26 protein-coding genes are annotated in these 23,202 nt (G+C 73.2%); 21 read left to right on the top strand and 5 right to left on the bottom strand.

The features are described from left to right. The first annotated feature begins 143 nt into the window (after positions 1-143). From AB0F68_RS22395 to AB0F68_RS22380, 4 genes are read left to right on the top strand one after another with little or no spacing between them, the layout of a single operon-like run. Entirely contained in the window at positions 144-1,436 is a 1,293-nt protein-coding gene (locus tag AB0F68_RS22395) for a sugar ABC transporter substrate-binding protein (protein ID WP_357341490.1), read from the top strand. Next, the gene (locus AB0F68_RS22390; protein WP_357341489.1) at positions 1,433-2,419 is read left to right on the top strand and encodes a sugar ABC transporter permease; all 987 of its coding nucleotides are present in this window, start codon (positions 1,433-1,435) and stop codon (positions 2,417-2,419) included. Before AB0F68_RS22395 ends, AB0F68_RS22390 begins: the two co-directional genes overlap by 4 nt. Further along, positions 2,416-3,246 carry a carbohydrate ABC transporter permease gene (locus AB0F68_RS22385; RefSeq protein WP_357341488.1) on the top strand — a complete coding sequence of 277 codons (831 nt, stop codon included), beginning with the start codon at positions 2,416-2,418 and terminating at the stop codon, positions 3,244-3,246. Before AB0F68_RS22390 ends, AB0F68_RS22385 begins: the two co-directional genes overlap by 4 nt. Positions 3,247-3,303: 57 nt before the next feature. Then, complete coding sequence (locus AB0F68_RS22380) at positions 3,304-3,948, top strand: MOSC domain-containing protein (protein ID WP_357341487.1); 645 nt, start codon at positions 3,304-3,306, stop codon at positions 3,946-3,948. A gap of 29 nt (positions 3,949-3,977) precedes the next feature. Here AB0F68_RS22380 and AB0F68_RS22375 read toward each other — a convergent pair whose 3' ends face one another. Then, positions 3,978-4,838, bottom strand: a complete 861-nt coding sequence (locus AB0F68_RS22375) for a hypothetical protein (RefSeq protein ID WP_357341486.1) — start codon at positions 4,836-4,838, stop codon at positions 3,978-3,980. 119 nt (positions 4,839-4,957) lie between these two features. Continuing rightward, entirely contained in the window at positions 4,958-5,743 is a 786-nt protein-coding gene (locus AB0F68_RS22370; protein WP_357341485.1) for an enoyl-CoA hydratase-related protein, read from the bottom strand. A gap of 19 nt (positions 5,744-5,762) precedes the next feature. On the opposite strand from AB0F68_RS22370, the gene hemW reads away from it, so the two are divergent. Then, the gene (hemW, locus tag AB0F68_RS22365) at positions 5,763-6,986 is read left to right on the top strand and encodes a radical SAM family heme chaperone HemW (RefSeq protein WP_357341484.1); all 1,224 of its coding nucleotides are present in this window, start codon (positions 5,763-5,765) and stop codon (positions 6,984-6,986) included. Between the two features lie 44 nt (positions 6,987-7,030). Here hemW and AB0F68_RS22360 read toward each other — a convergent pair whose 3' ends face one another. Then, positions 7,031-7,612 (bottom strand): DUF4870 domain-containing protein, encoded by a 582-nt coding sequence (locus AB0F68_RS22360; protein ID WP_357341483.1) that lies wholly within the window; start codon positions 7,610-7,612, stop codon positions 7,031-7,033. Positions 7,613-7,843: 231 nt separating this feature from the next. Here AB0F68_RS22360 and hrcA point away from each other — a divergent pair, with 231 nt between their 5' ends. The 3 genes from hrcA (at position 7,844) to AB0F68_RS22345 (ending at position 10,822) form a co-directional block, all read left to right on the top strand. Continuing rightward, positions 7,844-8,866, top strand: a complete 1,023-nt coding sequence (gene hrcA, locus AB0F68_RS22355) for a heat-inducible transcriptional repressor HrcA (RefSeq protein WP_357341482.1) — start codon at positions 7,844-7,846, stop codon at positions 8,864-8,866. A gap of 74 nt (positions 8,867-8,940) precedes the next feature. Next, positions 8,941-10,086, top strand: coding sequence for a molecular chaperone DnaJ (dnaJ, locus tag AB0F68_RS22350; protein WP_357341550.1), 1,146 nt, complete (start codon positions 8,941-8,943; stop codon positions 10,084-10,086). A gap of 1 nt (position 10,087) precedes the next feature. Beyond that, positions 10,088-10,822 (top strand): 16S rRNA (uracil(1498)-N(3))-methyltransferase, encoded by a 735-nt coding sequence (locus tag AB0F68_RS22345; protein WP_357341481.1) that lies wholly within the window; start codon positions 10,088-10,090, stop codon positions 10,820-10,822. Between the two features lie 162 nt (positions 10,823-10,984). Here the strand turns inward: AB0F68_RS22345 and AB0F68_RS22340 are convergent, their stop codons facing one another. Then, positions 10,985-11,746, bottom strand: coding sequence for an SDR family oxidoreductase (locus tag AB0F68_RS22340; protein ID WP_357341480.1), 762 nt, complete (start codon positions 11,744-11,746; stop codon positions 10,985-10,987). A 47-nt stretch (positions 11,747-11,793) separates the two neighbouring features. On the opposite strand from AB0F68_RS22340, the gene AB0F68_RS22335 reads away from it, so the two are divergent. From AB0F68_RS22335 to AB0F68_RS22300, 8 genes are all read left to right on the top strand, one after another. Then, positions 11,794-12,144, top strand: coding sequence for a histidine triad nucleotide-binding protein (locus AB0F68_RS22335; RefSeq protein ID WP_357341479.1), 351 nt, complete (start codon positions 11,794-11,796; stop codon positions 12,142-12,144). Positions 12,145-12,165: 21 nt separating this feature from the next. Beyond that, a complete protein-coding gene (locus tag AB0F68_RS22330) occupies positions 12,166-13,542 on the top strand; it encodes a serine hydrolase domain-containing protein (protein WP_357341478.1) in 1,377 nt (458 codons plus the stop codon). Between the two features lie 164 nt (positions 13,543-13,706). After that, positions 13,707-14,765 carry a PhoH family protein gene (locus AB0F68_RS22325; RefSeq protein WP_357341477.1) on the top strand — a complete coding sequence of 353 codons (1,059 nt, stop codon included), beginning with the start codon at positions 13,707-13,709 and terminating at the stop codon, positions 14,763-14,765. An 18-nt stretch (positions 14,766-14,783) separates the two neighbouring features. Continuing rightward, entirely contained in the window at positions 14,784-15,257 is a 474-nt protein-coding gene (ybeY, locus tag AB0F68_RS22320) for an rRNA maturation RNase YbeY (RefSeq protein ID WP_148431472.1), read from the top strand. After that, positions 15,233-16,642 (top strand): hemolysin family protein, encoded by a 1,410-nt coding sequence (locus AB0F68_RS22315; protein ID WP_357341549.1) that lies wholly within the window; start codon positions 15,233-15,235, stop codon positions 16,640-16,642. Before ybeY ends, AB0F68_RS22315 begins: the two co-directional genes overlap by 25 nt. After that, entirely contained in the window at positions 16,635-17,021 is a 387-nt protein-coding gene (locus AB0F68_RS22310; protein ID WP_357341476.1) for a cytidine deaminase, read from the top strand. The genes AB0F68_RS22315 and AB0F68_RS22310 overlap by 8 nt, the downstream gene beginning before the upstream one ends. Then, the gene (era, locus tag AB0F68_RS22305) at positions 17,018-17,914 is read left to right on the top strand and encodes a GTPase Era (protein WP_357341475.1); all 897 of its coding nucleotides are present in this window, start codon (positions 17,018-17,020) and stop codon (positions 17,912-17,914) included. Before AB0F68_RS22310 ends, era begins: the two co-directional genes overlap by 4 nt. A gap of 191 nt (positions 17,915-18,105) precedes the next feature. Next, complete coding sequence (locus AB0F68_RS22300) at positions 18,106-19,245, top strand: acyltransferase (protein WP_357341474.1); 1,140 nt, start codon at positions 18,106-18,108, stop codon at positions 19,243-19,245. Between the two features lie 6 nt (positions 19,246-19,251). On the opposite strand, the gene AB0F68_RS22295 is transcribed toward AB0F68_RS22300, so the two are convergent. Further along, positions 19,252-20,031: a DUF4097 family beta strand repeat-containing protein gene (locus tag AB0F68_RS22295; RefSeq protein WP_357341473.1), complete on the bottom strand. Its 780-nt coding sequence runs from the start codon at positions 20,029-20,031 to the stop codon at positions 19,252-19,254. A 102-nt stretch (positions 20,032-20,133) separates the two neighbouring features. On the opposite strand from AB0F68_RS22295, the gene recO reads away from it, so the two are divergent. The 5 genes from recO to AB0F68_RS22270 all read left to right on the top strand — a co-directional run bounded on the left by recO (position 20,134) and on the right by AB0F68_RS22270 (position 23,199). Beyond that, positions 20,134-21,009 carry a DNA repair protein RecO gene (gene recO / locus AB0F68_RS22290; protein WP_357341472.1) on the top strand — a complete coding sequence of 292 codons (876 nt, stop codon included), beginning with the start codon at positions 20,134-20,136 and terminating at the stop codon, positions 21,007-21,009. 8 nt (positions 21,010-21,017) lie between these two features. Further along, positions 21,018-21,818 carry an isoprenyl transferase gene (locus AB0F68_RS22285; protein WP_357341548.1) on the top strand — a complete coding sequence of 267 codons (801 nt, stop codon included), beginning with the start codon at positions 21,018-21,020 and terminating at the stop codon, positions 21,816-21,818. A gap of 70 nt (positions 21,819-21,888) precedes the next feature. Next, the gene (locus AB0F68_RS22280; RefSeq protein ID WP_254337650.1) at positions 21,889-22,074 is read left to right on the top strand and encodes a hypothetical protein; all 186 of its coding nucleotides are present in this window, start codon (positions 21,889-21,891) and stop codon (positions 22,072-22,074) included. Between the two features lie 139 nt (positions 22,075-22,213). Beyond that, the gene (locus AB0F68_RS22275) at positions 22,214-22,435 is read left to right on the top strand and encodes a thioredoxin reductase (protein WP_357341471.1); all 222 of its coding nucleotides are present in this window, start codon (positions 22,214-22,216) and stop codon (positions 22,433-22,435) included. Beyond that, complete coding sequence (locus AB0F68_RS22270; RefSeq protein WP_357341470.1) at positions 22,432-23,199, top strand: pirin family protein; 768 nt, start codon at positions 22,432-22,434, stop codon at positions 23,197-23,199. Before AB0F68_RS22275 ends, AB0F68_RS22270 begins: the two co-directional genes overlap by 4 nt. Positions 23,200-23,202: the final 3 nt, after the last annotated feature.

Here is a 23,202-nt window from a genome sequence, read left to right as displayed (position 1 = left end):
ACAGCACCCCTGCCGCCCGGGCGTGCGGCTGCGATACCGTCGCCACGGCCACCCGCCGCGAGTACCCCCTGTTGTAAAGGAAATTTTCCTACTAAGGTGCGGCGGAGAAGGTTAGTGCCAAACGGCCCCGAGGGAGATATGGCGTGAACAGGTGGAAGCGGCTGGCCCCGGTCACCGCCATCGTGGCCTCGGCCGCGATGGTGCTCTCCGGGTGCGGTGGCTCCGGCGACGACGACAAGGCCGCAGACAACAGCAAGCTGACGGTCTGGATGATGGGTGAGGGCGGCGACGCCCAGACCAAGTTCCTCGACGGCGTCGAGGCGGAGTTCAAGAAGAAGCACCCCGAGACCGACGTCGTGGTGCAGTACATCCCCTGGCTCGAAGCGCCGAAGAAGTTCCAGGCCGCGCTCGCCGGCGGCGAGGGGCCGGACGTCACCGAGCTGGGCAACACCGAGACCCAGGGCTGGGCGGCGCAGGAGGCCCTCGCCGACGTCACGGAGAAGTTCAACGGCTGGTCCGAGGGGAAGGACATCCTCCCCGACCTGGTGAAGAACGCTCAGCTCGACGGCAAGCAGTACGGCGTCCCGTGGTACGCCGGCGTGCGGGCCATCTACTACCGGACCGACTGGTTCGCCGAGGCGGGCGTGAAGCCGCCGACGACCTGGGACGAGCTGGTCACCACCGCCAAGGCGGTCCAGGCCAAGAAGCCGGGCACCTACGGCATCGCCCTGCCCGGCAACTCCGAGCTGCCGTTCTACTCCTTCCTCTGGGCCGCCGGCGGAGAGATCGCCACCAAGGACGGCGACAGCTGGAAGTCCGGCTACAACACGCCGGAGGCGCAGCGGGCGGTCAAGTTCTGGACCGACCTGGTGACCGTGCACAAGGTGGCCCCGCCGGCCGCCGCCGCCTGGAACGAGGTCGACGCCCGTACCCAGTTCGCCACCGGCAAGGCCGCCATGGCGTTCGCCGGTAGCTGGCAGGGCGGCGCGATGAAGAAGGACAACCCGGACATCGAGAAGGTGTGGGGCACGTTCCCCATCCCCGGTCCGGACGGCAAGGCCGCCCCGGCCTTCGCCGGTGGTTCCGACATCGCCCTCTGGAAGGACAGCAAGCGGCAGGACCTGGCCTGGGACTACATGACCGTGCTGCTCAGCAAGCAGAAGGACCAGGAGTTCGCCAGCAGCCTCGGCTTCTTCCCGGTGTACAAGGACCTGGTCGGCGGCGGCAACTACGCCAACGACAAGGTGATGGCGGCGTTCGCCACCGCCATGCAGAACACCAAGCTGACCCCGCTCACCCCGAAGTGGGTCGAGGTCAGCCGGACCAAGACGGTGACCCAGGCCATGAACAGCTCGGTCATCAAGGGCCAGAAGACGGTCGAGAAGGCCACCGCCGACGCGGCCACCGAGATGGAAAGCATCCTCAACGCCAAGTGACCACGCTGACCGAGGCCACCGGCGAAGCCGCCGCGCGGGAGATCCCCGCGCGGCGGCGCCGCCGCGTGGACCGCCTCCCGTACCTGTTGCTCCTGCCCTGCCTGGCCATCATCGGAGTGCTGCTGCTCTGGCCGCTCGGCCAGGTCGTGATGATGTCCTTCTACAAGCTGGACAGCGTCCGGCAGCTACGGGGCGACCGCGAGTGGCCGTGGGTGGGCCTGGCCAACTACGCGCAGATCCTCGGTGACCCGTTCTTCCGTACGGTGCTGCGCAACACCGTGCTCTTCGCCGTGGCCAACGTGGTGCTCACCATGATCCTCGGCACCCTGGTCGGGCTGCTGCTCAACCGGCTCGGGAAGAAGATGGCCACCTTCGTGGCGAGCTGCGTGATGCTGGCCTGGGCCACCCCCGCGCTGACCGGCACCATCGTCTGGAAGTGGATCTTCGACGACACCAGCGGCCTGGTCACCTGGCTGTTCAACAAGCTCCCGGACGGGCTCTCCACGGCGCTGTTCGGGCGCAGTGACTGGAGCGGCTACGGGTGGTTCAACGACCCGCTGCTCTTCTTCGGCATCCTGACCCTGGTGGTGGTCTGGCACTCGTTCCCGTTCATCGCGGTCAGCGTGCTGGCCGGCCTCAAGAGTGTGCCGAGCGAGCTCCAGGAGGCCGCCAGGGTGGACGGGGCCGGGCCGTGGAAGGTCTTCTGGTCGGTCACCTTCCCGATGCTGCGGCCGGTCTTCGGCATCCTCGTGGTGCTCTCCACGATCTGGGACTTCAAGGTCTTCACCCAGCAGTTCGTGCTGGCCGGCGGCACCCAGGACCGGTCGACGTTCATGCTGTCGATCTACTCCTACGCGGAGGCGTTCTCACCGCCGCCCAAGTACGGCCTGGGCTCCGCGATCGCCGTCATCCTCACCCTGATCCTGCTGGTGGTGACCGGCGTGTACGTCCGTATGGTGCTCCGGCAGGAGGACGAGTCGTGAAGAAGATCGCCCTCAACGGCGCCGGCCTGCTGGTCGCGCTCTTCGCGGCCTTCCCGGTCTACTGGATGGTCGCCACCTCGCTGAAGCCCAACCGGGAGATCTTCTCGGCCACGCCACGCCCGGTGCCGGCGGAGCCCACCCTGGAGCACTACCGGGAGATCCTCACGGGCAACCTGATTCCGGGCGTGACCTTCACGGACTTCTTCCTCAACAGCGCGCTGGTGGCGGTGGCCACCGTGGTGCTGAGCGGACTGGTCGCGCTGCTCGCGGCGACCGCGGTGGCCCGGTTCCGCTTCAAGCTGCGCACCACCTTCCTGATCCTGCTGCTGGTGGTGCAGATGATCCCGCTGGAGGCGCTGGTCATCCCGCTGTTCCTGATGATCCAGCGGCTCGGGCTCTACAACACCCTGCCCAGCCTGATCCTGACCTACCTCGGCTTCTCCCTGCCGTTCGCGGTCTGGATGCTGCGCGGCTTCGTGGCCGCGGTGCCCAAGGAGCTGGAGGAGGCGGCGGCGATCGACGGGGCCAGCCGGGCCCAGACCTTCCGGAAGGTCCTCTTCCCGCTGGTCGCCCCCGGCCTGGTGGCCACCAGCATCTTCTCCTTCATCACCGCCTGGAACGAGCTGATCTTCGCGTTGACGTTCGTCAACGACCAGCACAGGTACACGCTGCCGGTGGCCATGACGTTCTTCTTCGGGCGGGACGACACCGCGTGGGGCTCGGTGATGGCCGCCTCGACGCTGTTCACCCTGCCGGTGATCGTCTTCTTCCTGCTGGTCCAGCGCCGGATGGTCTCCGGCCTGGTCTCGGGCGCGGTCAAGGGCTGAGCCGCGGCGGACGAACCCGTTTCCGGGCGTCCGGCGGCGCCCCCTAGGCTGACCGCCATGACGGGCAGGCTGGCGGCGGTGAACCTCGGCGTGGTGACCGAGGCGGAGTGGGCGGGCGACGAGAGCGGTCGCAGCGGCATCGACAAGCGGCCCGTCGACGGTCGGGTGGCGATCCGGTTCGCCGGCGTCACCGGCGACTTCATCGGCGAGCGGGCCCACCACGGCGGCCCGGAGCAGGCGGTCTACGCGTACGCCGAGGAGGACGCCGGCTGGTGGGCCGGCGAGCTGGGCCGGGAGCTGCGGCCGGGCGCCTTCGGCGAGAACCTCACCACCTGGGCGGTCGACGTCACCGGGGCGGTGATCGGCGAGCGCTGGGCGGTCGGCTCCGCCGTGCTGCAGGTGACCAAGCCGCGCACTCCGTGCGCCACCTTCGCCGGCTTCTGGGGCATGCGTGACCTGATCAAGCGGTTCACCGTCCGGGGTGTGCCCGGGGCGTACCTCCGGGTGCTGCGCGAGGGTGAGGTGGGCGCCGGCGACCCGGTCGAGGTGGTCGATCGCCCGGCGCACGGGGTGACCATCGGCGAGGTGTTCCGGGCGACCACCCTGGAGCCGGAGTTGCTGCCCCGCCTGCTTGACGTGCCGGAGCTGCCCGACTCCGTGCGGGAGAAGGTCCGCCGCCGGCTCGGCGCCGTCGCCGGCTGACGGTCGCGCCCGGACCGGGACCGGCCGGCTCAGGTCGCGGCGAAGACCTCGGCCAGCACCTGCGTCGCCGGGTCGCCCTTCACCCTGGCCCAGGTGCCCTGCTCGGCCGTCCACTCCAGGCCGCCGAAGCGGACCCGTTTCACCCCGTGGTCGTCGGCGTGCGAGACCAGCCAGTGGGCGTACCGCCAGCCGTTGCGGCTGTTGGCGGCCGGCACGGTCAGCCCGGTCAGGTCGGTGGCCGAGGCCAGCTCCGGCAGGCCCCAGTCCAGGGCCAGGCTCTGCATCAGGGCGGTGGCGGCGGCCGGGCCGCGCATCGTCGGCGTCGGACCGACCGTGCAGGCCACCGCTCCGGTCGCCTGCCCGAGCAGGGCGCGGGTGAGCACCTGCGACTCGTCCGCCCACTTCTCGTACGCCTCGGGGTAGGCCGACCGCTGCACCCGCTGGGCGGCCTCGGTGACCCGCAGCTTCTCCCAGCCCTTGACCTTCTTCAGCGCGGCGTAGAACTTCTTCGCCGCGTAGCGCGGGTCGCGGATCTCGTCCGGGGTGCCCCAGCCCTGGCTCGGGCGCTGCTGGAACAGGCCGAGCGAGTCCCGGTCGCCGTGCGCGATGTTGCGCAGGTGCGACTCCTGGTACGCCGTCGCCAGCGCCACCACCACGGCCCGCTCGGGCATCTGCCGCTGCACGCCGATCGCCGCGATGGTGGCCGCGTTGGCCATCTGGTCGGCGCTGAGCACGACCTCGCCGTCGGCCTTGACGGTGCAGGTCCGGCTGGCCATCGGCAGCTGCAGCTGGTGCCCGAACTGCTTCGCGACGAACCACACGCCGAGCAGAGCCAGGACCGCCACCACCACACCCGATGCCACGATCGCCGCTCGCGTTCGCACCCGCACCTCCTGTCCCGACAGCCCGCCCAGCGTACGTCGCTCACTGCGGTATCCGGGTCGGCCGACCGGTCGTCTCCCGCTGCGTGACCGACCCGGCACGCCCCGCGTCCGGGGCGTTCCCCACGTCAGTCTCCGGCGGGCACCCAGGCCGCGGGCCGCTTCTCGCGGAACGCGAGGACGCCTTCCCGGCCCTCCTCGGACAGGAAGTAGCCGGTCGAGAGGGCGGCCAACTCGGCGATCTCGGCCCGCAGGTCGGTGGCGGCCGGGCGGCGCAGCAGGTCCTTGGTCCCGGCCAGGGCCTTCGGGGCGCCCTTCACCAGCGAGGCGCGGTAGCGGTCCACCGCGGCGTCCAGCGCGTCGGCCGGCACGGCGGCGGTGACCAGGCCGATCTCGGCGGCCCGCCGGCCGTCGAAGGTATCGCCGGTCAGGTACAGCTCGGCGGCGGCCCGGGGGTGCAGCCGGGGCAGCACGGTCGCCGAGATCACCGCGGGGATCACCCCGAGCCGGACCTCGGTGAAGGCGAACGTGGCCTCCTCGGCGCAGACCGCAAGGTCCGCGGCAGCGATCAGGCCCAGCCCGCCGGCCCGCGCCGGCCCGGCCACCCTCGCCAGCACCGGCTTCGGGCACTCCCGGACCGCGACCAGCACGTCGCCCAGCATCCCGGCCGGCACCGTCCCGCTGGCGTACGCGGCGGCGGTCTCCTTCAGGTCCGCCCCGGAGCAGAACACCGGGCCGGTGTGGTCCAGCACGATCGCCCGGACCGCGTCGTCGGCGACCGCCGCGGCCAGCCCGGCCAGCAGCTGGGTCATCAGCGGGGTGGAGAGCGCGTTGCGGTTGTGCGGGCTGTCCAGGGTGAGGGTGGTCACCCCACGGGCCGTGGCGACCCGCACGAGAGCGTCCGGAGAGGTCATGCCGGGCACACTAGTGGCCATGCCCGGCGTCCTTCCAGAAGGCGAACCCGTCCCGCGCGACGGGGCGCTGCCCGCTGCCGCCCGCCGCGCCGTCGGCGCGCGTGGCTTCGGGGTGTACGTGCACGTCCCGTTCTGCGCCAGCCGGTGCGGCTACTGCGACTTCAACACCTACACGGCGGCCGAGCTGGGCGGCGGGGCCGGCCGGGAGACGTACGCCGACACCGTGCTGGCCGAGCTGGCCCTCGCCGGCCGGGTGCTGGGCGACACCCCGCCGCCCCGGGTGGACACCGTCTTCGTCGGCGGCGGCACGCCCACCCTGCTCCCCGCCGACGACCTGGCCCGGATCCTCGACGGCATCGACCGCACCTGGGGGCTGGCCGCCGACGCCGAGGTGACCACCGAGGCCAATCCCGAGACGGTCACCCCGGAATCGCTCAAGACGCTGCGGGCCGCCGGCTACACCCGGATCTCGCTGGGCATGCAGTCCGCGGCCCCGGGGGTGCTGGCGATCCTCGACCGGCAGCACAGCGCCGGTCGGGCCACCGCCGCCGCGCTGGAGGCACGGGACGCCGGGTTCGACCACGTGAACCTGGACCTGATCTATGGCACGCCGGGGGAGAGCGCCGAGGACTTCGCCGCCTCGCTGGACCAGGTGGTCGCGGCGGGGGTGGACCACGTCAGCGCGTACGCCCTGATCGTGGAGGACGGCACCCGGCTGGCCGCGCGGATGCGCCGCGGCGAGCTGCCGTACCCCAGCGACGACGTGGCGGCGGACCGCTACCTGGCCGCGGAGGCGGCCCTCACCGCGGCCGGCTTCTCCTGGTACGAGGTCTCCAACTGGGCCCGCTCGGCGGCGGCCCGGTGCCGGCACAACCTGCTCTACTGGACCGGCGCCGACTGGTGGGGCCTCGGCCCGGGGGCGCACAGCCACGTCGGCGGGGTGCGCTGGTGGAACGTCAAGCACCCGACGGCGTACGCGCAGCGGCTGGCCGCCGGGGAGTCACCCGGCCTGGCCCGGGAGCTGCTCACCGCCGACGAGGCGCACATGGAGGACGTGATGCTGCGGCTGCGGCTCTCCGCCGGGCTGCCCCTGTCCGGGCTGGACGAGGCGGGCCGGGCGGGCGCCGAGCGGGCGCGGGCCGACGGCCTGCTGGACGCCGGCGCGTACGCGGCCGGGCGGGCCGTGCTCACCCTGCGCGGCCGGCTGCTCGCCGACGCGGTCGTCCGCGACCTGTTGCCCTGACCGGGCCCGGCCGGCTCCCGGAGGGGGAGCCGGCCGGGACGGGGTCACTTGATCAGGCTGGCCGACATCGGGTAGCGGTAGAGCTGCCCCTCGTTGGCCTTCACCCCGGCCAGGATGCCGAAGATGATGCCGATGATCATCGCGCCGAATCCGATCACGAAGCCGATCAGGATGCAGGCGAGGATCCAGCCGACCAGCGCGATGATCGACCAGATGAGCTGGAAGTTGAGCGCGGCGATCGCGTGCGCGCGGACGGTCGGCGACTGGTTGCCGCGGGCGAGCAGGGCGATCAGCGGGGCCACCCAGCCCAGCACGCCGCCGCCGACGAACATCCCGGCCGCCCCGCCGAAGTGCGCGACCAGGGCCCAGGTCTTGTCGTCGTTGTTGGCGTAGCCGGCGGGCGCCCCGTACGCGCCGCCGCCCGGGTAGCCGGCGCCCGGCGGGGGGTAGCCGCCCGGCGGATAGCCACCGGGCGGGGGATAGCCGCCCGGCGCCGGTGCCCCGGACAGTGGTGCGGTGGGAGGCTCGTCCGCCGACGACGAGCCGTACGGTGCCGACGGCGGGGTCGCCTCCGGCGGCGGGGCGCCGGAGTCCCCCGCTCCTGGAGGGCGAGGAGGTTCAGTCATGGACGTCACGGTAGGTCCCGCAGGCAAGGGCAGACCAGAGCGGGATCGCCCGGGATGTCCGGCTGTTCGACCCTGGCGGGTCGGATGTGCGGCGAGCCGCACCGGAGGTGCGTCGCTGATCATCGCGTCGGCGGGCACGCCGACGTAGACTGGCACTCGCTACAGTCGAGTGCCAGATGCCCGGCGGACGCCGCCCGCCGGTGCGGACGACGTGCGTCAGGAGGTGGGGAGATGGGTCTCGACGACCGTAAGCTCGCCGTGCTGCGCGCGATCGTCGAGGACTACGTCGCCACGCAGGAGCCGGTCGGCAGCAAGGCCCTGGTCGAGCGCCACCAGCTGGGCGTCTCCCCGGCGACCGTCCGCAACGACATGGCGGTGCTGGAGGAGGAGGGCTACATCCGGCAGCCGCACACCAGCGCCGGCCGGGTGCCCACCGACCGCGGCTATCGGCTCTTCGTCGACCGGCTCTCCCGGGTCAAGCCGCTCAGCCCGGCCGAGCGCCGGGCCATCGAGCGTTTCCTGGTCGGCGCGGTCGACCTGGACGACGTGGTGCACCGCACCGTCCGGCTGCTGGCCCAGCTCACCCGGCAGGTCGCCGTGGTGCAGTACCCCAGCCTGGCCCGCTCCAAGGTACGCCACCTGGAGCTGGTGCCGATCTCCACCACCCGGCTGATGGTCGTCATGATCGCCGACACCGGCCGGGTCGAGCAGCGGCTGGTCGAGCTGCCCGGGCCGGTCGCCGTCGAGGACGTGACCGACCTGCGCCGGCTGGTCAACGAGAAGCTGGTCGGCAGTCGGCTCTCCGACACCCCGCCGCTGGTGCAGGCCCTGGTCGACGAGTCCACCCCGCAGCTGCGCCCGGCCATGGCCACGCTCTCCAGCGTGCTGCTGGAGACGCTGGTCGAGCGGCACGAGGAGCGCATCGCGCTGGCCGGCACGGCCAACCTCACCCGCGGCGGCCTGCTCGACTTCCAGGGTTCGCTGCGCCCGATCCTCGAGGCGCTCGAGGAGGAAGTCGTGCTGCTCAAGCTGATCGGGGAGGCCGAGCCGAGCACCACCCGAGTGCTCATCGGCGACGAGAACGAGATCGACAACCTGCGCGCGGCCTCGATCGTCAGCACCGGCTACGGCCCGGGCAGCACGATCGTGGGTGGTCTCGGCGTGCTCGGCCCGACCCGGATGGACTACCCCGGCACCATCGCCACGGTGAGGGCCGTGGCACGCTACGTGGGCGAACTGCTGGCCCAGAACTGACCAGTCAGGGCCGTCGGCCGGCTCCGGCCGACGACCGGCGCAAACGCGAGACGAACATGAGGACACCGAACGCAGTGGCCAGGGACTACTACGGCATTCTCGGCGTGAGCCGGGACGCCTCCGACGACGAGATCAAGCGCGCCTACCGCAAGCTGGCGCGGCAGTTCCACCCGGACGTGAATCCGGACCCGGAGGCACAGGAGAAGTTCAAGGACATCAACGCCGCGTACGAGGTCCTCTCGGACGATCGGAAACGGCAGATCGTCGACCTGGGCGGCGACCCGCTCGCCCCGGGCGGCGGGGGCGCGGGAGGCCCGGGTGGTCCGGGCGGCACCGGCCCGTTCGTCGGCTTCCAGGACATCATGGACGCGTTCTTCGGCGGCGCCGCGGGCGGCAGCCGGGGCCCGCGGCCGCGTACCCGGCCGGGCGCCGACGCGATCCTGCGGCTGGAGCTGGACCTGAACGAGACGGCGTTCGGCGTCGAGGCGCCGATCACCGTCGACACCGCCGTGCTCTGCACCACCTGCTCCGGCGCCGGCACCGCGGCCGGCACCCACCTGGCCACCTGCGAGGCGTGCGGCGGCCGGGGCGAGGTGCAGTCGGTGCAGCGGACCTTCCTCGGCCAGGTGGTCTCCGCCCGGCCGTGCACGGTCTGCCAGGGCTACGGCACCACCATCCCGCACCCCTGCCCGACCTGCGCGGGCGACGGCCGGGTGCGCACCCGCCGCTCGCTCACCGTCAAGATCCCGGCGGGCGTCGAGGACGGCATGCGGATCCGGCTGGCCCAGCAGGGCGAGGTGGGTCCGGGCGGCGGCACCGCCGGCGACCTCTACGTGGAGATCCACGAGCGGCCGCACGACGTCTACTCGCGCAAGGGCGACGACCTGCACTGCCGGGTCACCGTGCCGATGACCGCCGCCGCGCTCGGCACCCGGCTGACCATCAAGACCCTCGACAGCGAGGAGACGGTCGACGTCAAGTCGGGCACCCAGCCGGGCAGCACGCTGCGGCTGCGCGCCCGGGGCGTGCCGCACCTGCGCGGCACCGGCCGGGGCGACCTCTACGTCCACCTCGACGTGCGGACCCCGACCAAGCTCGACGCCGACCAGGAGCGGATGCTGCGCGACTTCGCCAAGACCCGCGGCGAGGAGGTCGCCGAGCTGAGCAAGCAGGGCGGCTTCTTCTCCCGGATGCGCGACGCCTTCAACGGGCACGCCTGAGGTGTCCGCGCCGCTGTTCCTGGTCGAGGCGCTGCCGGCCGGTGACACGCTGACGCTGGACGGCCCGGAGGGGCACCACGCGGCCACTGTGCAGCGGCTGCGCGTCGGCGAGGAACTGCTGCTCGCCGACGGGCGGGGCGGCACGGCCGCCGCGGTGGTCAGCGCCGTCGGCAGGGGCACGCTCGACCTCCGGGTCACCTCCCGGGGGTACGTGGACGCGTCCGTCCCCCGGCTGGTCGTGGTGCAGGGCATCGCCAAGGGCGACCGGGGCGAGCTGGCCGTGCAGGCGATGACCGAGGTCGGGGTGGACGAGATCGTCCCCTGGGCGGCGTCCCGCTCGGTGAGCCAGTGGCGCGGGGAGCGGGGCGTACGGGCCCGGGAGAAGTGGGCGGCCACCGCCCGGGAGGCCGCCAAGCAGGCCCGCCGCCCGTGGCTGCCGGTGGTGGCCGGCTCGCCCGACGAGTCCACCACCACGGTGACCCGGCGGATCGCCGGCGCGGCCGCCGCGTTCGTCCTGCACGAGGAGGCCGAGGAGCGGTTGACCACCGCCGCCCTGCCCGACGCCGGCGAGATCGTTCTGGTGGTCGGCCCGGAGGGCGGCATCGCACCCACCGAGCTGGCCGCCTTCACCGAGGCCGGCGCCCGTACCGTGCGGCTCGGCCCCGCGGTGCTGCGCACGTCGACGGCCGGGGTGGCCGCGCTCAGCGTGTTGTCCGCCCGCCTGCGTCGCTGGTAGACCGGCCGGTCCTCCGCCGCCGCGCGGGTCGCGGCACCCCGGGCACCTCCCGCATCCGCCTCTGCTCTGCAGCCACGGACGCAGCACCGACCGGGCGGTCGGTGCTGCGTGGACGGCTGCAAGCGGGCGCGACGGGTGCCGGTGGCACCCGTCGAGCGGCCGTCAGGTGCGCAGGTAGGAGGCGCCGTTGAGGTCGATGATGGTGCCGGAGGCCCATTCGGCCTCGGGGCTGGCCAGCCAGTGCACCGCGGCGGCGATCTCCTCGGGGCGGGCCACCCGCTGGAACGGGGACTGGGCGCGGACCGCGTCGCCCCGCGTGCTCTTGAGGTGCTCGTTGGTCATGTCGGTCTCGACGAAGCCGGGGGCCACGCTCGCCACCGCGATGCCGTAGGGCGCCAGGGCCACCGCGAGGGACTGGGCCATCGCGTTCATCCCCGCCTTGCTGGCTCCGTACGCCGGGTTGGCCGGCTCGCCCCGGAACGCGCCCCGGGAGGAGACGTTGATGATCCGCCCGCCCCGCTCGCGCATGTGCTGGGCGGCGCACCAGGCGGCGTTTGCCGCGCCGAACAGGTTGGTGTCCAGCACCTCGCGCCAGCGCTGCCGCCACTGCTCGTAGCTGCTCTCGAAGACCGGGTGCGGCGGATCGGCCGGGCCGAACACCCCGGCGTTGTTGACCAGGACGTCGAGGCCGCCCAGCCGCTGCGCCGCCTCGTCCACCACGGCCCGGACCGCGTCCGGGTCGGCCAGGTCGGCGCGGACCACCACGTGCCCGTCGCCGGGCAGGTCCGCCCGCAGCGCCTCGGCCAGCTCGGCGGAGTCCCGGTGGTGGATCGCCACCCGGTCCCCGCCCGCCGCGAACGCCCGCGCCACCGCGCGGCCGATGCCGCGCGAGGCCCCCGTCACCAGTACCGCCCGAGAAGTCACGCGGCACATCATGCCTGAGCCGGTGCGGGACGACTTACCATGCCTCGATGGGAACCGACTGCCTGTTCTGCCGGATCGTCGCCGGGGAGATCCCGGCCACCATCGTCCGCGAGACCGCCACCACCCTGGCCTTCCGGGACATCGGCCCGAAGGCGCCCACCCACGTGCTGGTGATCACGAAGGAGCACTACGCGGACGTGGCCACCCTGGCCCAGGGCGACCCGGGGCTGGCCGGTGAGCTGCTGGGCACCGCCGCCGTGGTGGCCGAGGAGGAGGGGCTGACCGTGGACGGCTTCCGGCTGATGTTCAACACCGGCCCGTACGGCGGCCAGGAGGTCTTCCACGTGCACGCGCACCTGCTCGGCGGCGCGCCGCTCGGCCCGATGCTCTGCCGCTGAGCCGCTGCCTAGACTGCCCTCATGATCACGGTGCATGACCGGCTCGGCCGGATGGTGCGGCAGGCGCAGGTTGACGGGCGGATCCCGGCGGTCTCGGTGGCCCTGCACCGGGCCGACCGGCCGCTCTGGACCTGCGCGGTCGGCGGGACCGGCAACGACACCCCGCTCGGGCCGGAGACGGTCTTCCGGATCGGCTCGGTCACCAAGACCTTCACCGCGGTGCTGGTCATGCAGTGCCGGGACGAGGGGCTGCTCGACCTCGACGACCCGATCGGGCGGCACCTCGACCTGCCGGCGCACGGCGAGCTGACCGTACGCCGGCTGCTGTCGCACACCGCGGGCCTGCAGCGCGAGCCGCACGGCGACGTCTGGGACAGCCTGCGCGCGCCCGACGTCACCGAGCTGCTCGCCGACCTGGCCCGGGTTGAGCGAGTGCTGCCCACCGGGCGGCGCTACCACTACTCCAACCTCGGCATGGCCCTGCTCGGCGAGCTGGTCGCCCGGCTGCGCGGCGGCACCTGGGCCGAGGTGCTGGCCGAGCGGGTGCTCGCCCCTCTCGGGCTGACCGGCACCGGGCCGACGCCGGGCGACCGGGCGGCGACCGGGTTCCTGGTCGACGCGTACTCCGACGAGGCCCGGCCGGAGCCGAACACCGACTTCGGCGCGGTGGCCCCGGCCGCGCAGCTGTGGAGCACGGCGCCGGACATGGCGCGCTGGGCGGCCTTCCTGGCCGACCCGGCCGCGCTGGACCCGGCCGGCGCGGTGCTCGCGCCGGCCACCCTCGACGAGATGCGCTGGCCGCTGACGACCACCGACGAGACGCTCTGGGCCGGCGGCTTCGGCCTCGGGCTGATCCTGGTGCCGCAACCGGGGCGGGTGATGCACGTGGGGCACGACGGGGCCATGCCCGGTTTCCTGGCCGCCGTCTACGGCCGGCGCGGCGGGGACGGCACGGCCGGCGCCATGGGCTGCGCGGTGCTCGGCTCCTCCGGCACCGGCGTGCCGGTCTTCGAGCTGCCGCACCGGCTGCTGGCCGCGGCCGCCGAGCACGACCCGGCCGACATCGAGCCGTGGCGGCCCGGCGCGCCCGCCCCGGAGCACCTGCGCGGCGTGCTGGGCCGCTGGTGGGGTGAGGGTTTCGAGTACGTCTTCTCCTGGCACGACGGGACGCTGCGGGCTCGGGGCGCGGACGATCCGGCCGGCCGGCCGCCCGCGGTGTTCGCCCCGCTGCCGGACCGTCCGGACGTGTTCCGCACGGTTTCCGGCCGGGAGGTCGGTGAGCTGCTCCGGCTCACCCGGGACGAGCGCGGCGCGGTGGTCCGGATGCACTGGGCCACCTACCGCTTCACCCGGCACCAGGAGACGTTCGAGGGGTACGACTTCCGCGCCGGCAATTGATCTCCCGCCAGCGACGACAGGTCATTTCCGCCGGGCTGAGCCCGGCGGAAATGGGCACGGTGCCGCGGGTGTTGACCCGATACGATGGGAGTCACGACCGCCGCGCCAGCAGGGCCCGGCGCCGAGTTCGAGAGCAGGTGGCGTAGGGCCCGACGGCCCGACCTATGACCGGCACCCCACCTCCCGACCCGCCCCGGGTGCAGACCAGGATCACGGTCCCCGACCAGAAGATCATGGTGAATCTGCTCGGCGCGGGCGACGAGATCCTGCGGCTCGTCGAACGCTCGGTCAACAGTGACGTCCACGTGCGGGGCAACGAGATCACCATCACCGGCGCGCCCGCCGACAACGCCCTCGCCGAGCGTCTCTTCAGCGAGCTGCTCGAACTGATCGAGAAAGGCGAGACCCTGACCACTGACGCCGTCCGGCGTACCGTCGGCATGCTCGAGCAGGGCAGCGCCGAGCGGCCCGCCGAGGTCCTGACGCTCAACATCCTCTCCCGGCGCGGCCGCACCATCCGTCCCAAGACCCTGGGGCAGAAGCGCTACGTCGACGCCATCGACGCGCACACCATCGTCTTCGGCATCGGCCCGGCCGGCACGGGCAAGACCTACCTGGCCATGGCGAAGGCCGTCCAGGCGCTCCAGGCCAAGCAGGTCAACCGGATCATTCTGACCCGGCCGGCGGTCGAGGCGGGGGAGCGGCTGGGCTTCCTGCCCGGCACCCTGAACGAGAAGATCGACCCCTACCTGCGCCCGCTCTACGACGCGCTGCACGACATGCTCGACCCGGAGTCCATCCCCAAGCTGATGGCCGCCGGCACGATCGAGGTGGCGCCGCTGGCGTACATGCGGGGCCGGACCCTCAACGACGCGTTCATCATCCTCGACGAGGCGCAGAACACCACGCCCGAGCAGATGAAGATGTTCCTCACCCGGCTCGGCTTCGGCTCCAAGATCGTGGTCACCGGTGACGTCACGCAGGTCGACCTGCCCGGCGGGACGACCAGCGGCCTGCGGGTGGTCCGCGACATCCTGAGCAACGTCGAGGACGTGCACTTCGCCCAGCTCTCCAGCTCCGACGTGGTCCGCCACAAGCTGGTGGGCGACATCGTCGACGCGTACGCCCGCTGGGACGCCGAGCGGGAGAACCAGCAGGCGCAGAGCGTGCACGCCGTGCCCGGGCGGACCGCCCAGGGCGGCCGGGCCGGCCGGCGCCGCTAACCCACCAGAGGAAGACAGTTGTCCATCGAGATCGCCAACGAGTCCGGTGTCGACGTCGACACCGACGCCGTGCTCGCCGTCGCCCGGCACGCCCTCGACGAGATGGGGGTCAACCCCCTCGCCGAGCTCTCCGTGCTGCTGGTCGACATCGAATACATGTCGGAGCTGAACCACCGCTGGATGGGTGGCGACGGCCCGACCGACGTGCTCGCCTTCCCCATGGACGAGGGCAGCGTCGACCACGGCCCGGGGGAGAGCGCCCCGGCCGGCGGCGAACCGGCCCTGCTCGGCGACATCGTGCTCTGCCCGGAGGTGGCGGCCAAGCAGGCGGCCACCGCCGGGCACTCCACCGCCGACGAGCTGCACCTGCTCACCGTGCACGGCGTGCTGCACCTGCTCGGCTACGACCACGCCGAGCCGGAGGAGGAGCGGGAGATGTTCGGTCTCCAGGCCCGACTGCTGGCCAGCTGGCGGTCGACCCGATCACAGTGACAGCCACCCTGGCGGCCGGCGGCGCGCCCGCCGGTCTGCCCGATCTCCCACTCCTCGCCGTCGCGGCGGGGCTGGTGGTGCTCGCCGGGCTGATCGCGATGACCGAGGCCGCGCTGGCCGCCGTCTCCCCGGCCCGGGCCGCCGAGCTGGCCCGGGACGGCGCGCGCGGCGCGCGTACCCTCCAGGCGGTCGCCGGCGACGTGGTCCGCCACCTCAACCTGTTGCTCCTGCTCCGGCTGCTGGCCGAGCTGACCGCCACCACGCTGGTCGCGCTGGTCGCGGTGGACACCTTCGGCGCCGGCTGGCGGGCCGCCCTGGTCACCGCAGGCGCGATGACCGTGGTCAGCTTCGTGGTGGTCGGCGTCGCGCCGCGCACCCTCGGCCGGCAGCACGCCTACGCGGTGGGCCGCGCGGTCGCGCCGCTGGTGCGCTGGCTGGGCCGGGCGCTCAACCCGCTGGCCTCGCTGCTGATCCTGATCGGCAACGCGGTCACCCCGGGGCGCGGCTTCCGGGAGGGCCCGTTCGCCACCCAGGTCGAGCTGCGTGAGCTGGTCGACCTGGCCGAGCAGCGGGGCGTGGTCGAGCACGGCGAGCGGCAGATGATCCACTCCGTCTTCGCGCTCGGCGACACCATCGCCCGCGAGGTGATGGTGCCCCGGACCGAGATGGTGTGGATAGAGGATCGCAAGACCCTCGCCCAGGCGCTGGCGCTCTTCCTGCGGTCCGGCTTCTCCCGGATCCCGGTGATCGGCGAGAACGTCGACGACGTGCTCGGCGTGCTCTATCTCAAGGACCTGATCCGGCGAATCCAGGGCGCCCCGGAGGCCCGGCAGATGCCGGTGGCCGAGCTGATGCGCCCGGCGACCTTCGTGCCCGAGTCCAAGCCGGTCGACGACCTGCTCTCCGAGATGCAGGCGGCCCGCAACCACCTGGTCATCGTCGTCGACGAGTACGGCGGCACCGGTGGCCTGGTCACCATCGAGGACATCCTGGAGGAGATCGTCGGCGAGATCACCGACGAGTACGATGTCGAGCGCCCGCCGGTCGAGCGCCTGGCGGACGGGGCCGTGCGGGTGACCGCCCGGCTGCCGGTGGAGAATCTGGGCGAGCTGTTCGACACCGAACTGCCCACCGACGAGGTGGAGACGGTCGGTGGCCTGCTCGCCCAGGCGCTCGGCCGGGTGCCGCTCCCGGGCGCCGAGGCCGCGGTGGCCGGGCTCCGGCTGATCGCCGAGGGCACCACCGGGCGGCGCAACCGGATCGACACCGTGCTGGTCAGCCGGGCCGAGCCGGGCGACGCGCCGGACAGCGCGGGGCGCGGCGAGCAGGCCGATCCCCGTGGCAACCACAACCGTTCCGAGGAGAGGCAACCCGCCGATGCCTGAGTCACCCGCCGTGCCGGCCGCCCGGCCCACCCCGTCCGACCCGGCCGAGCTGAGCGCCGAGGACGGCAAGCTGGTCGTCCTGGCCCGGGGGGCGCGGGGCCGAATCGGCGCCGTGGAGGGCGCGGCGGTCCGCGACCAGGACGGCCGGACGTACGCGGCGGCCAGCGTGGCGCTGCCGTCGCTGACCCTGACCGCGCTCCAGCTCGCGGTCGCCTCGGCGGTTGCCGCCGGCGCGAGCCGGCTGGAGGCGGCCGTGGTGGTGACCGAGGCCTCGACGCTGGACGGCGCGGGGCACACCGCGGTCCGCGACCTCTCCGCCGACGCGCCGATCCACGTGGCCGCGCCGGACGGCACCGTCCTCGGCACGGTGGTCGAGTGACCGAGGTCCAGCAGCGTCCCTACCGGGCCGGTTTCGGCTGCTTCGTCGGGCGGCCGAACGCCGGCAAGTCGACGCTCACCAACGCGATCGTCGGCACCAAGATCGCAATCACCTCGAACAAGCCGCAGACCACCCGGCACATCATCCGGGCCGTGCTGCACCGCCCGGAGTCGCAGCTCGTGCTGGTCGACACCCCGGGCCTGCACCGCCCCCGCACGCTGCTCGGCGAGCGGCTGAACGACCTGGTCCGGGAGACCTGGAGCGAGGTCGACGTGATCGGCCTCTGCATCCCGGCGAACGAGCCGATCGGGCGGGGCGACCGGTTCATCACCGGCGAGCTGGCCAGCCTGCGGGCCACCGTGCTGGCCGTGGTCACCAAGACCGACCTGGTGGACAAGAAGCGGCTGGCCGAGCAGCTGCTCGCGGTGAGCGAGATGGGCGAGTTCTCCGACGTGGTGCCGGTGAGCGCGGTCTCCGGGCATCAGGTGGACACCCTGGTCGACGTGATGACCGGCTACCTGCCCGAGTCGCCGCAGCTCTACCCGGACGACATGCTCACCGACGACCCCGAGCAGGTGCTCGTCGCCGAGCTGGTCCGCGAGGCCGCCCTGGAGGGGGTCCGCGACGAGCTGCCGCACTCCATCGCCGTGGTGGTCGAGGAGATGATCCCCGAGGGCAACGTCACCAAGATCTACGCGGACGTGTACGTGGAGCGACCGAGCCAGAAGGCGATCGTGATCGGTCACCGGGGCAGCCGGCTCAAGCAGGTCGGCATCAACGCCCGCCGGCAGATCGAGGAGTTGCTCGGCACCCGGGTCTACCTGGACCTGCACGTCCGGGTCGCCAAGGACTGGCAGCGCGACCCGAAGCAGCTGCGCAAGCTCGGCTTCTGACCCCGTACGCCGGACCGCCGGTTCCGGACTCCCGGGGCCGGCGGTCCGCGTTGCGGCTGTTGCCGGGCCGGTCCGGATCGGTCGGCTTTATGGGATGTTTCACTTTTGACCCCGGCCCGCGCGCCGTTTGTCGCGGTCGCGTCGGAGGGTAGGGAGGCGTTGCCTCCTGCCCCCGACGCCCCCGCGAGCTGATGCGAAACCGATACCTCGACCTGCTCCGCTTCCTGGCCATCGTGCGCGTCGTCGTCTATCACGTCACCGGATGGGCGACCCTGACCCTGATCTTCCCGGCGATGTCGGTGATGTTCGCGCTCGCCGGCTCGCTGATGGCCGCGTCGCTGGACCGGAGCGGCGTACCGGCCGTGGGGCGCCGGCTGCGCCGGCTGCTGCCGTCGCTCTGGGTGCTCGCCGCCGTCTTCGTGCCGGCCATGCTGCTCACCGGGCTGCCGCTCACCCCGAAGGTGCTGGTCTGGCTCTTCCCGGTCAGCGACCCTCCGGCCAACCACTGGGGCGCCCTCGCGCTGAGCCCGATCTGGTACCTGCGGGACTACCTCTGGTTCGTGCTCGCCTCGCCGGTGGCGTTGTGGCTGTTCCGCCGGGCCCCGCTGCCCACCCTGCTGGCCCCGTACGCGCTGCTCGCGGCGATCGAGTTCGGCGTGCTGGCGAACCCGCCGGTCGTGCTGCGCGAGTTCGGCCTCTACTTCGGTGCCTGGTTGCTCGGCTTCGCCCACCACGACGGCCTGCTGCGCCGCACGGCCAACCGGGTGCTCGTCCCGGTCGCGGTGGCCCTCGGCGCGGCCGGGCTGGGCTGGATCTTCACCCACCCCGGCCCGCGCGGGCACGACCTGAACGACATCCACCTGGGCAACGCGCTCTGGTCGGCGGCGTTCATCCTGGTGGCGATCGGCCGCGCGCCGGCCGCGGCGCCCTGGGTCGACCGCCATCGGGCGCTGGGCGGGGTGGTCACCCTGCTGAACCGTCGTGCGCTGACCGTCTACCTCTGGCACATGCCGTTCGTGGTGGCGCTCACCCCGCTGGTGGACGTGGTCGGCTGGTCGCACCAGGACCCGCTCGGGTTGGCGGTCCGGGTGGCGCTGGTGTTCGTGCTGGTCGGCGTGGTCGCCCTGCTCGTCGGCTGGGTCGAGGACCTGGCCGCCCGGCGTACCCCGGAACTGGTGCCCGGCCGACCCCGGCGGACCGCGGCCGAGCGGGCGGCGGCCGCACCGGCCAGCCCGGCGCCCGCCGGCGCGGGGACCGAACTGGCGACCGTCGGCGCCCGGGTCCCGGCCCCGCGCCGCGCGCCCGAGCGGTCCGACCTCACCCCGCGCTGACCGGCCTCAGCGGCTGTTGACCGTGACGTTGCCGCTGCTGGCGGAGACGTCGAGCAGCATGGAGGCGCCGGGGTCGTTCGGCACGGCGAGGTCGGTGTCGCCGGACTTGGCGTCCGCCCGCACCCGGTAGCGGCCCTCGGGCACGGTCAGGTCGACGTCGCCGCTCGTCGCGTGCAGGCGGGCCGCGGCCGGCTGGTCCAGCTCGACGACGAGGTTGCCCGAAGTGGCCTCCGCATCCACCCCGGCGGCGAGCCGCCGCGCGGTGATGTCGCCGGAGGAGGCGCGCAGCCGGACCGGGCCGGTGGCGTCGACCACCTCGATGTTGCCCGAGGTGGTGGTGGCGCGAACCTCGCCCCGGGCCTCGGTCACGTTGATGTCGCCGGAGCGCAGGGTGAAGTCCACCGGGCCGACCCGGTGCAGGGTGACGTTCCCGGAGCTGGCCTCGCCGCGCACCGTCACCCCCTCCGGGGCGGTCACCTCCCAGGACACCGTGCAGCGGGGGCCGCAGTCGCTCGGCAGCACCAGCTCGTCGCCCTTGATCTCGTACCGGGTGTCCGGCTCCCCGCCCTCGTAGCGGACGACTCGCTTGATCCGCACCTGGTCCGCCGAACCGGTGGCCCGGATCGTCACGTCGCCCGCGCCGCCGGCCGGCACGGTGATCCGGGTGATCTTCACGCGCTCGGTCTGGTCGTAGTCGAGGCGGCGGAACGAGAGGGTGTCGCACCCGGCGAGGACGATCAGGGTGGCGGCCGCGGCGGCGGCGACGGCGGTCCGGTGCAGAGCCATGGCCAGGACGCTACGGCCGACCCTGCGGGCGGCACATCCGGGTTCGACCGCGGATCCACCCCGAGGAGACCCTGAGATCGCACCCCGAGGGAGAATGGCCCGATGGCCGGATACCGCCGACAGCTCTACCGCGACGACGCGGTGGTGCTGCGCGTGCAGAAGCTGGGGGAGTCCGACCGGATCATCACCCTGCTCACCCGCCGGCACGGCCGGCTGCGCGCGGTCGCCCGGGGCGTACGGCGGACCACCAGCAAGTTCGGCGCCCGGCTGGAGCCGTTCGGGCACGTCGACCTCCAGCTCGCCGGCGACCCCAAGGGCAACCACGGCAGCTCGCTGCACACCGTCAGCCAGGTCGAGGGGATCGACCTCTACGGCAAGCGGTTCCTCGGCGACTATCCCCGCTACACGGCGGCCAGCGCGATCGCCGAGACCGCCGAGCGGCTCACCCCGATCGAGCGGGAGCCCTCGCTGCGGCTGTTCCAGCTCACCCTCGGCGCGCTGCGCTCGCTGGCCGTCGGCGAGCACGCCACCACCCTGGTGCTCGACGCCTACCTGCTGCGCGGCATGGCCTTCGCCGGGTGGGCGCCGGCGCTGATCGCCTGCGCGGTCTGCGGCACCCCGGGGCGGCACCGGGCCTTCTCGGTGCCGGCCGGGGGCGCGGTCTGCCCGGACTGCCGTCCCCCGGGCGCCGCCCACCCCGCCCCGGCCACCATCGAGCTGATGTCCGCGCTGACCACCGGCGACTGGGCGTACGCCGACGCCACCGAGACCGGTGTGCGCCGCGAGTGCAGCGGCCTGGTCGCGGCGCACCTCCAGTGGCACCTGGAACGCGCGCTACGCTCGCTGCCGCTGGTCGACCGGGGTGCCCCGGCGTCCGGCGCGGTCCCGCCGCCCGGCGGCGCGGGGCCGGGTGTGGTCCCGCCGCGCACCGGCGACGGGCCCGCCGCCGCTGGTGTGAACAGGGAGATTACCGAGTGATCCGATCGATGAGGGCCGGCCGGCGTGAGCCGGTGCCACCGACTCCGCACCCCTCCGGCGCCCGGCCGCCGGCGCTGCCGGCCGACGCGTTGCCGAAGCACGTGGCCGTGGTGATGGACGGCAACGGCCGCTGGGCCAAGGAGCGCGGGCTGCCCCGGACCAAGGGTCACGAGCAGGGCGAGCACAGCCTCTTCGACACCATCGAGGGCGCGATCGAGCTGGGCGTCCCCTACCTGTCGGCGTACGCCTTCTCCACCGAGAACTGGCGGCGCTCGCCGGAGGAGGTCCGCTTCCTGATGGGCTTCAACCGGGACGTCATCCGGCGCCGCCGCGACCAGCTCGTCGACCTGGGCGTCCGGGTGGTCTGGTCCGGCCGGGCCGGGCGGCTCTGGAAGAGCGTCATCTCCGAGCTGCAGACCGCCGAGGAGATGTCCCGGGGCAACTCGAAACTGACCCTCCAGTTCTGCGTCAACTACGGCGGTCAGGCGGAGATCGCCGACGCCGCCGCCGCGATCGCCCGCGACGCGGCCGCCGGCCGGATCGACCCGGGCAAGGTCAGCGAGAAGACCATCGCGAAGTACCTCTACCACCCGGAGGTCCCCGAGGTGGACCTCTTCCTCCGCCCGTCCGGGGAGCAGCGCACCTCCAACTTCCTGCTCTGGCAGAGCGCCTACGCGGAGCTGGTCTTCCTCGACACCCTCTGGCCGGACTTCGACCGCCGCCACCTCTGGTACGCCTGCGAGCTCTACGCCCGGCGGGACCGCCGCTTCGGCGGCGCGCTGCCCAACCCGGTGGCCCCCGGCGCCTGAGGTCGCGCTTACCGACGCCGTTTGCTGGGTATCAATCCGGACAGCAGGCAGATTGCGGAGGTGAACCCACATGATTCAGAAGCGGATTGCCCAGTGGGCGGTCATGGCGGTCGCCGTGCCGCTGGCGGCGGCCGGCGCGCGCCGGCTCAGCCACTCCCTGGAGGCCCGTCGTGGCCCGACCGGGGTGAGCCGACTGCTCACCAAGGGCGCCGACATGCTGCGGCCGCAGAAGGCCAAGCGCCGTCGGTTCTGGTGATCTCGACGGTCCGCCGCAGCGTCGCGGCGGACCGGGCCGCGGGCGCCCCGCATCCGGCTTTCCGGCCGGGAGCGGGGCGCCCGCGCGTACGATCGGCGCAGGGCGCGCCGCCGGGACGCGCCCGCCACGGGGGTGGACGATGCACGATCTCCGGTTCAAAATGATCATGGCGTTGAACGCGGCGGACCTGGGCAGCCCGATCTGCGAGCAGGTCGCCGACATCTGCGCGGAGATCGCCGAGCAGCACTGCGCCGAACTCGGCCACACACCCGCCGTACGCGCCGGGGAGATCGGCGAGCTGAGCACCGGCGAACCGGCGCTCACCTGGGCGCCGGCCGACACCGGGCAGCGTGCCTGGTGACGGCGACGACGCCCGCTCCGGCGGTGGACGTCCGCCGGGCCGGGGACCGCTTCTTCACCCGGTTGTCGTGGCTCGACTCCAAGCACTCCTTCTCGTTCTCCCGGCACTACGACGCGGCCAACACCCATCACGGGCTGCTGCTGGTCAACAACGACGACGTGGTGCGCCCGGGCAGCGGCTTCGAGACCCATCCGCACCAGGACATGGAGATCGTCACCTGGGTGCTGCGCGGCTCGCTGGTCCACCAGGACTCCACCGGCCACTCGGGCGTCATCTATCCCGGCCTGGCCCAGCGGATGAGCGCCGGCACCGGCATCCTGCACTCGGAGAAGAACGACTCCTGGCGGCTCGAGGGCACCGCCCCGCACCGCGACCCGGTCCACTTCGTGCAGATGTGGGTGCTCCCCGACGAGGAGGGGATCGACCCGGGCTACGAGCAGCTCGAGATCGGCGACGAGCTGCTGCGGGGCGGCCTGGTGCCGGTCGCCTCCGGCATGGACCGGTACGACGGCGCCTCCGCCATCCGGATCCGCAACCGGTACGCCACCCTGCACGCCGCCCGGCTCGGTCCCGGCGACTCGGTGAACCTGCCCGACGCGCCCTTCCTGCACCTCTACGTGCCCAGCGGCGCCGTGACCCTGGAAGCGGCCGGACAGCTCGACGAGGGCGACGCGGCCCGGATCACCATGGCCGGGGGCCAACGGGTGACCGCCGCCCAGCCGGCGGAGATCCTGGTCTGGGAGATGCACGCCACGCTCGCCTGAGCG

Origin of the sequence: Micromonospora sp. NPDC023966 (assembly GCF_040639095.1) — a bacterium.
Taxonomy (GTDB): domain Bacteria; phylum Actinomycetota; class Actinomycetes; order Mycobacteriales; family Micromonosporaceae; genus Micromonospora.
This window is presented reverse-complemented; position numbering and strand designations above follow the sequence as displayed.

What these genes read in the sequence shown, in the direction of transcription:
- AB0F68_RS22275 (WP_357341471.1), top strand. Translation starts at nt 22,214, where the DNA reads ATGCACGATCTCCGGTTCAAAATGATCATGGCGTTGAACGCGGCGGAC.
- AB0F68_RS22330 (WP_357341478.1), top strand. Translation starts at nt 12,166, where the DNA reads ATGATCACGGTGCATGACCGGCTCGGCCGGATGGTGCGGCAGGCGCAG.
- AB0F68_RS22310 (WP_357341476.1), top strand. Translation starts at nt 16,635, where the DNA reads ATGCCTGAGTCACCCGCCGTGCCGGCCGCCCGGCCCACCCCGTCCGAC.
- AB0F68_RS22295 (WP_357341473.1), bottom strand. Translation starts at nt 20,031, where the DNA reads ATGGCTCTGCACCGGACCGCCGTCGCCGCCGCCGCGGCCGCCACCCTG.
- AB0F68_RS22370 (WP_357341485.1), bottom strand. Translation starts at nt 5,743, where the DNA reads ATGACCTCTCCGGACGCTCTCGTGCGGGTCGCCACGGCCCGTGGGGTG.
- AB0F68_RS22280 (WP_254337650.1), top strand. Translation starts at nt 21,889, where the DNA reads ATGATTCAGAAGCGGATTGCCCAGTGGGCGGTCATGGCGGTCGCCGTG.
- AB0F68_RS22380 (WP_357341487.1), top strand. Translation starts at nt 3,304, where the DNA reads ATGACGGGCAGGCTGGCGGCGGTGAACCTCGGCGTGGTGACCGAGGCG.
- AB0F68_RS22360 (WP_357341483.1), bottom strand. Translation starts at nt 7,612, where the DNA reads ATGACTGAACCTCCTCGCCCTCCAGGAGCGGGGGACTCCGGCGCCCCG.
- AB0F68_RS22325 (WP_357341477.1), top strand. Translation starts at nt 13,707, where the DNA reads ATGACCGGCACCCCACCTCCCGACCCGCCCCGGGTGCAGACCAGGATC.
- recO (WP_357341472.1), top strand. Translation starts at nt 20,134, where the DNA reads ATGGCCGGATACCGCCGACAGCTCTACCGCGACGACGCGGTGGTGCTG.
- hemW (WP_357341484.1), top strand. Translation starts at nt 5,763, where the DNA reads ATGCCCGGCGTCCTTCCAGAAGGCGAACCCGTCCCGCGCGACGGGGCG.
- hrcA (WP_357341482.1), top strand. Translation starts at nt 7,844, where the DNA reads ATGGGTCTCGACGACCGTAAGCTCGCCGTGCTGCGCGCGATCGTCGAG.
- AB0F68_RS22300 (WP_357341474.1), top strand. Translation starts at nt 18,106, where the DNA reads ATGCGAAACCGATACCTCGACCTGCTCCGCTTCCTGGCCATCGTGCGC.
- AB0F68_RS22335 (WP_357341479.1), top strand. Translation starts at nt 11,794, where the DNA reads ATGGGAACCGACTGCCTGTTCTGCCGGATCGTCGCCGGGGAGATCCCG.
- AB0F68_RS22285 (WP_357341548.1), top strand. Translation starts at nt 21,018, where the DNA reads ATGAGGGCCGGCCGGCGTGAGCCGGTGCCACCGACTCCGCACCCCTCC.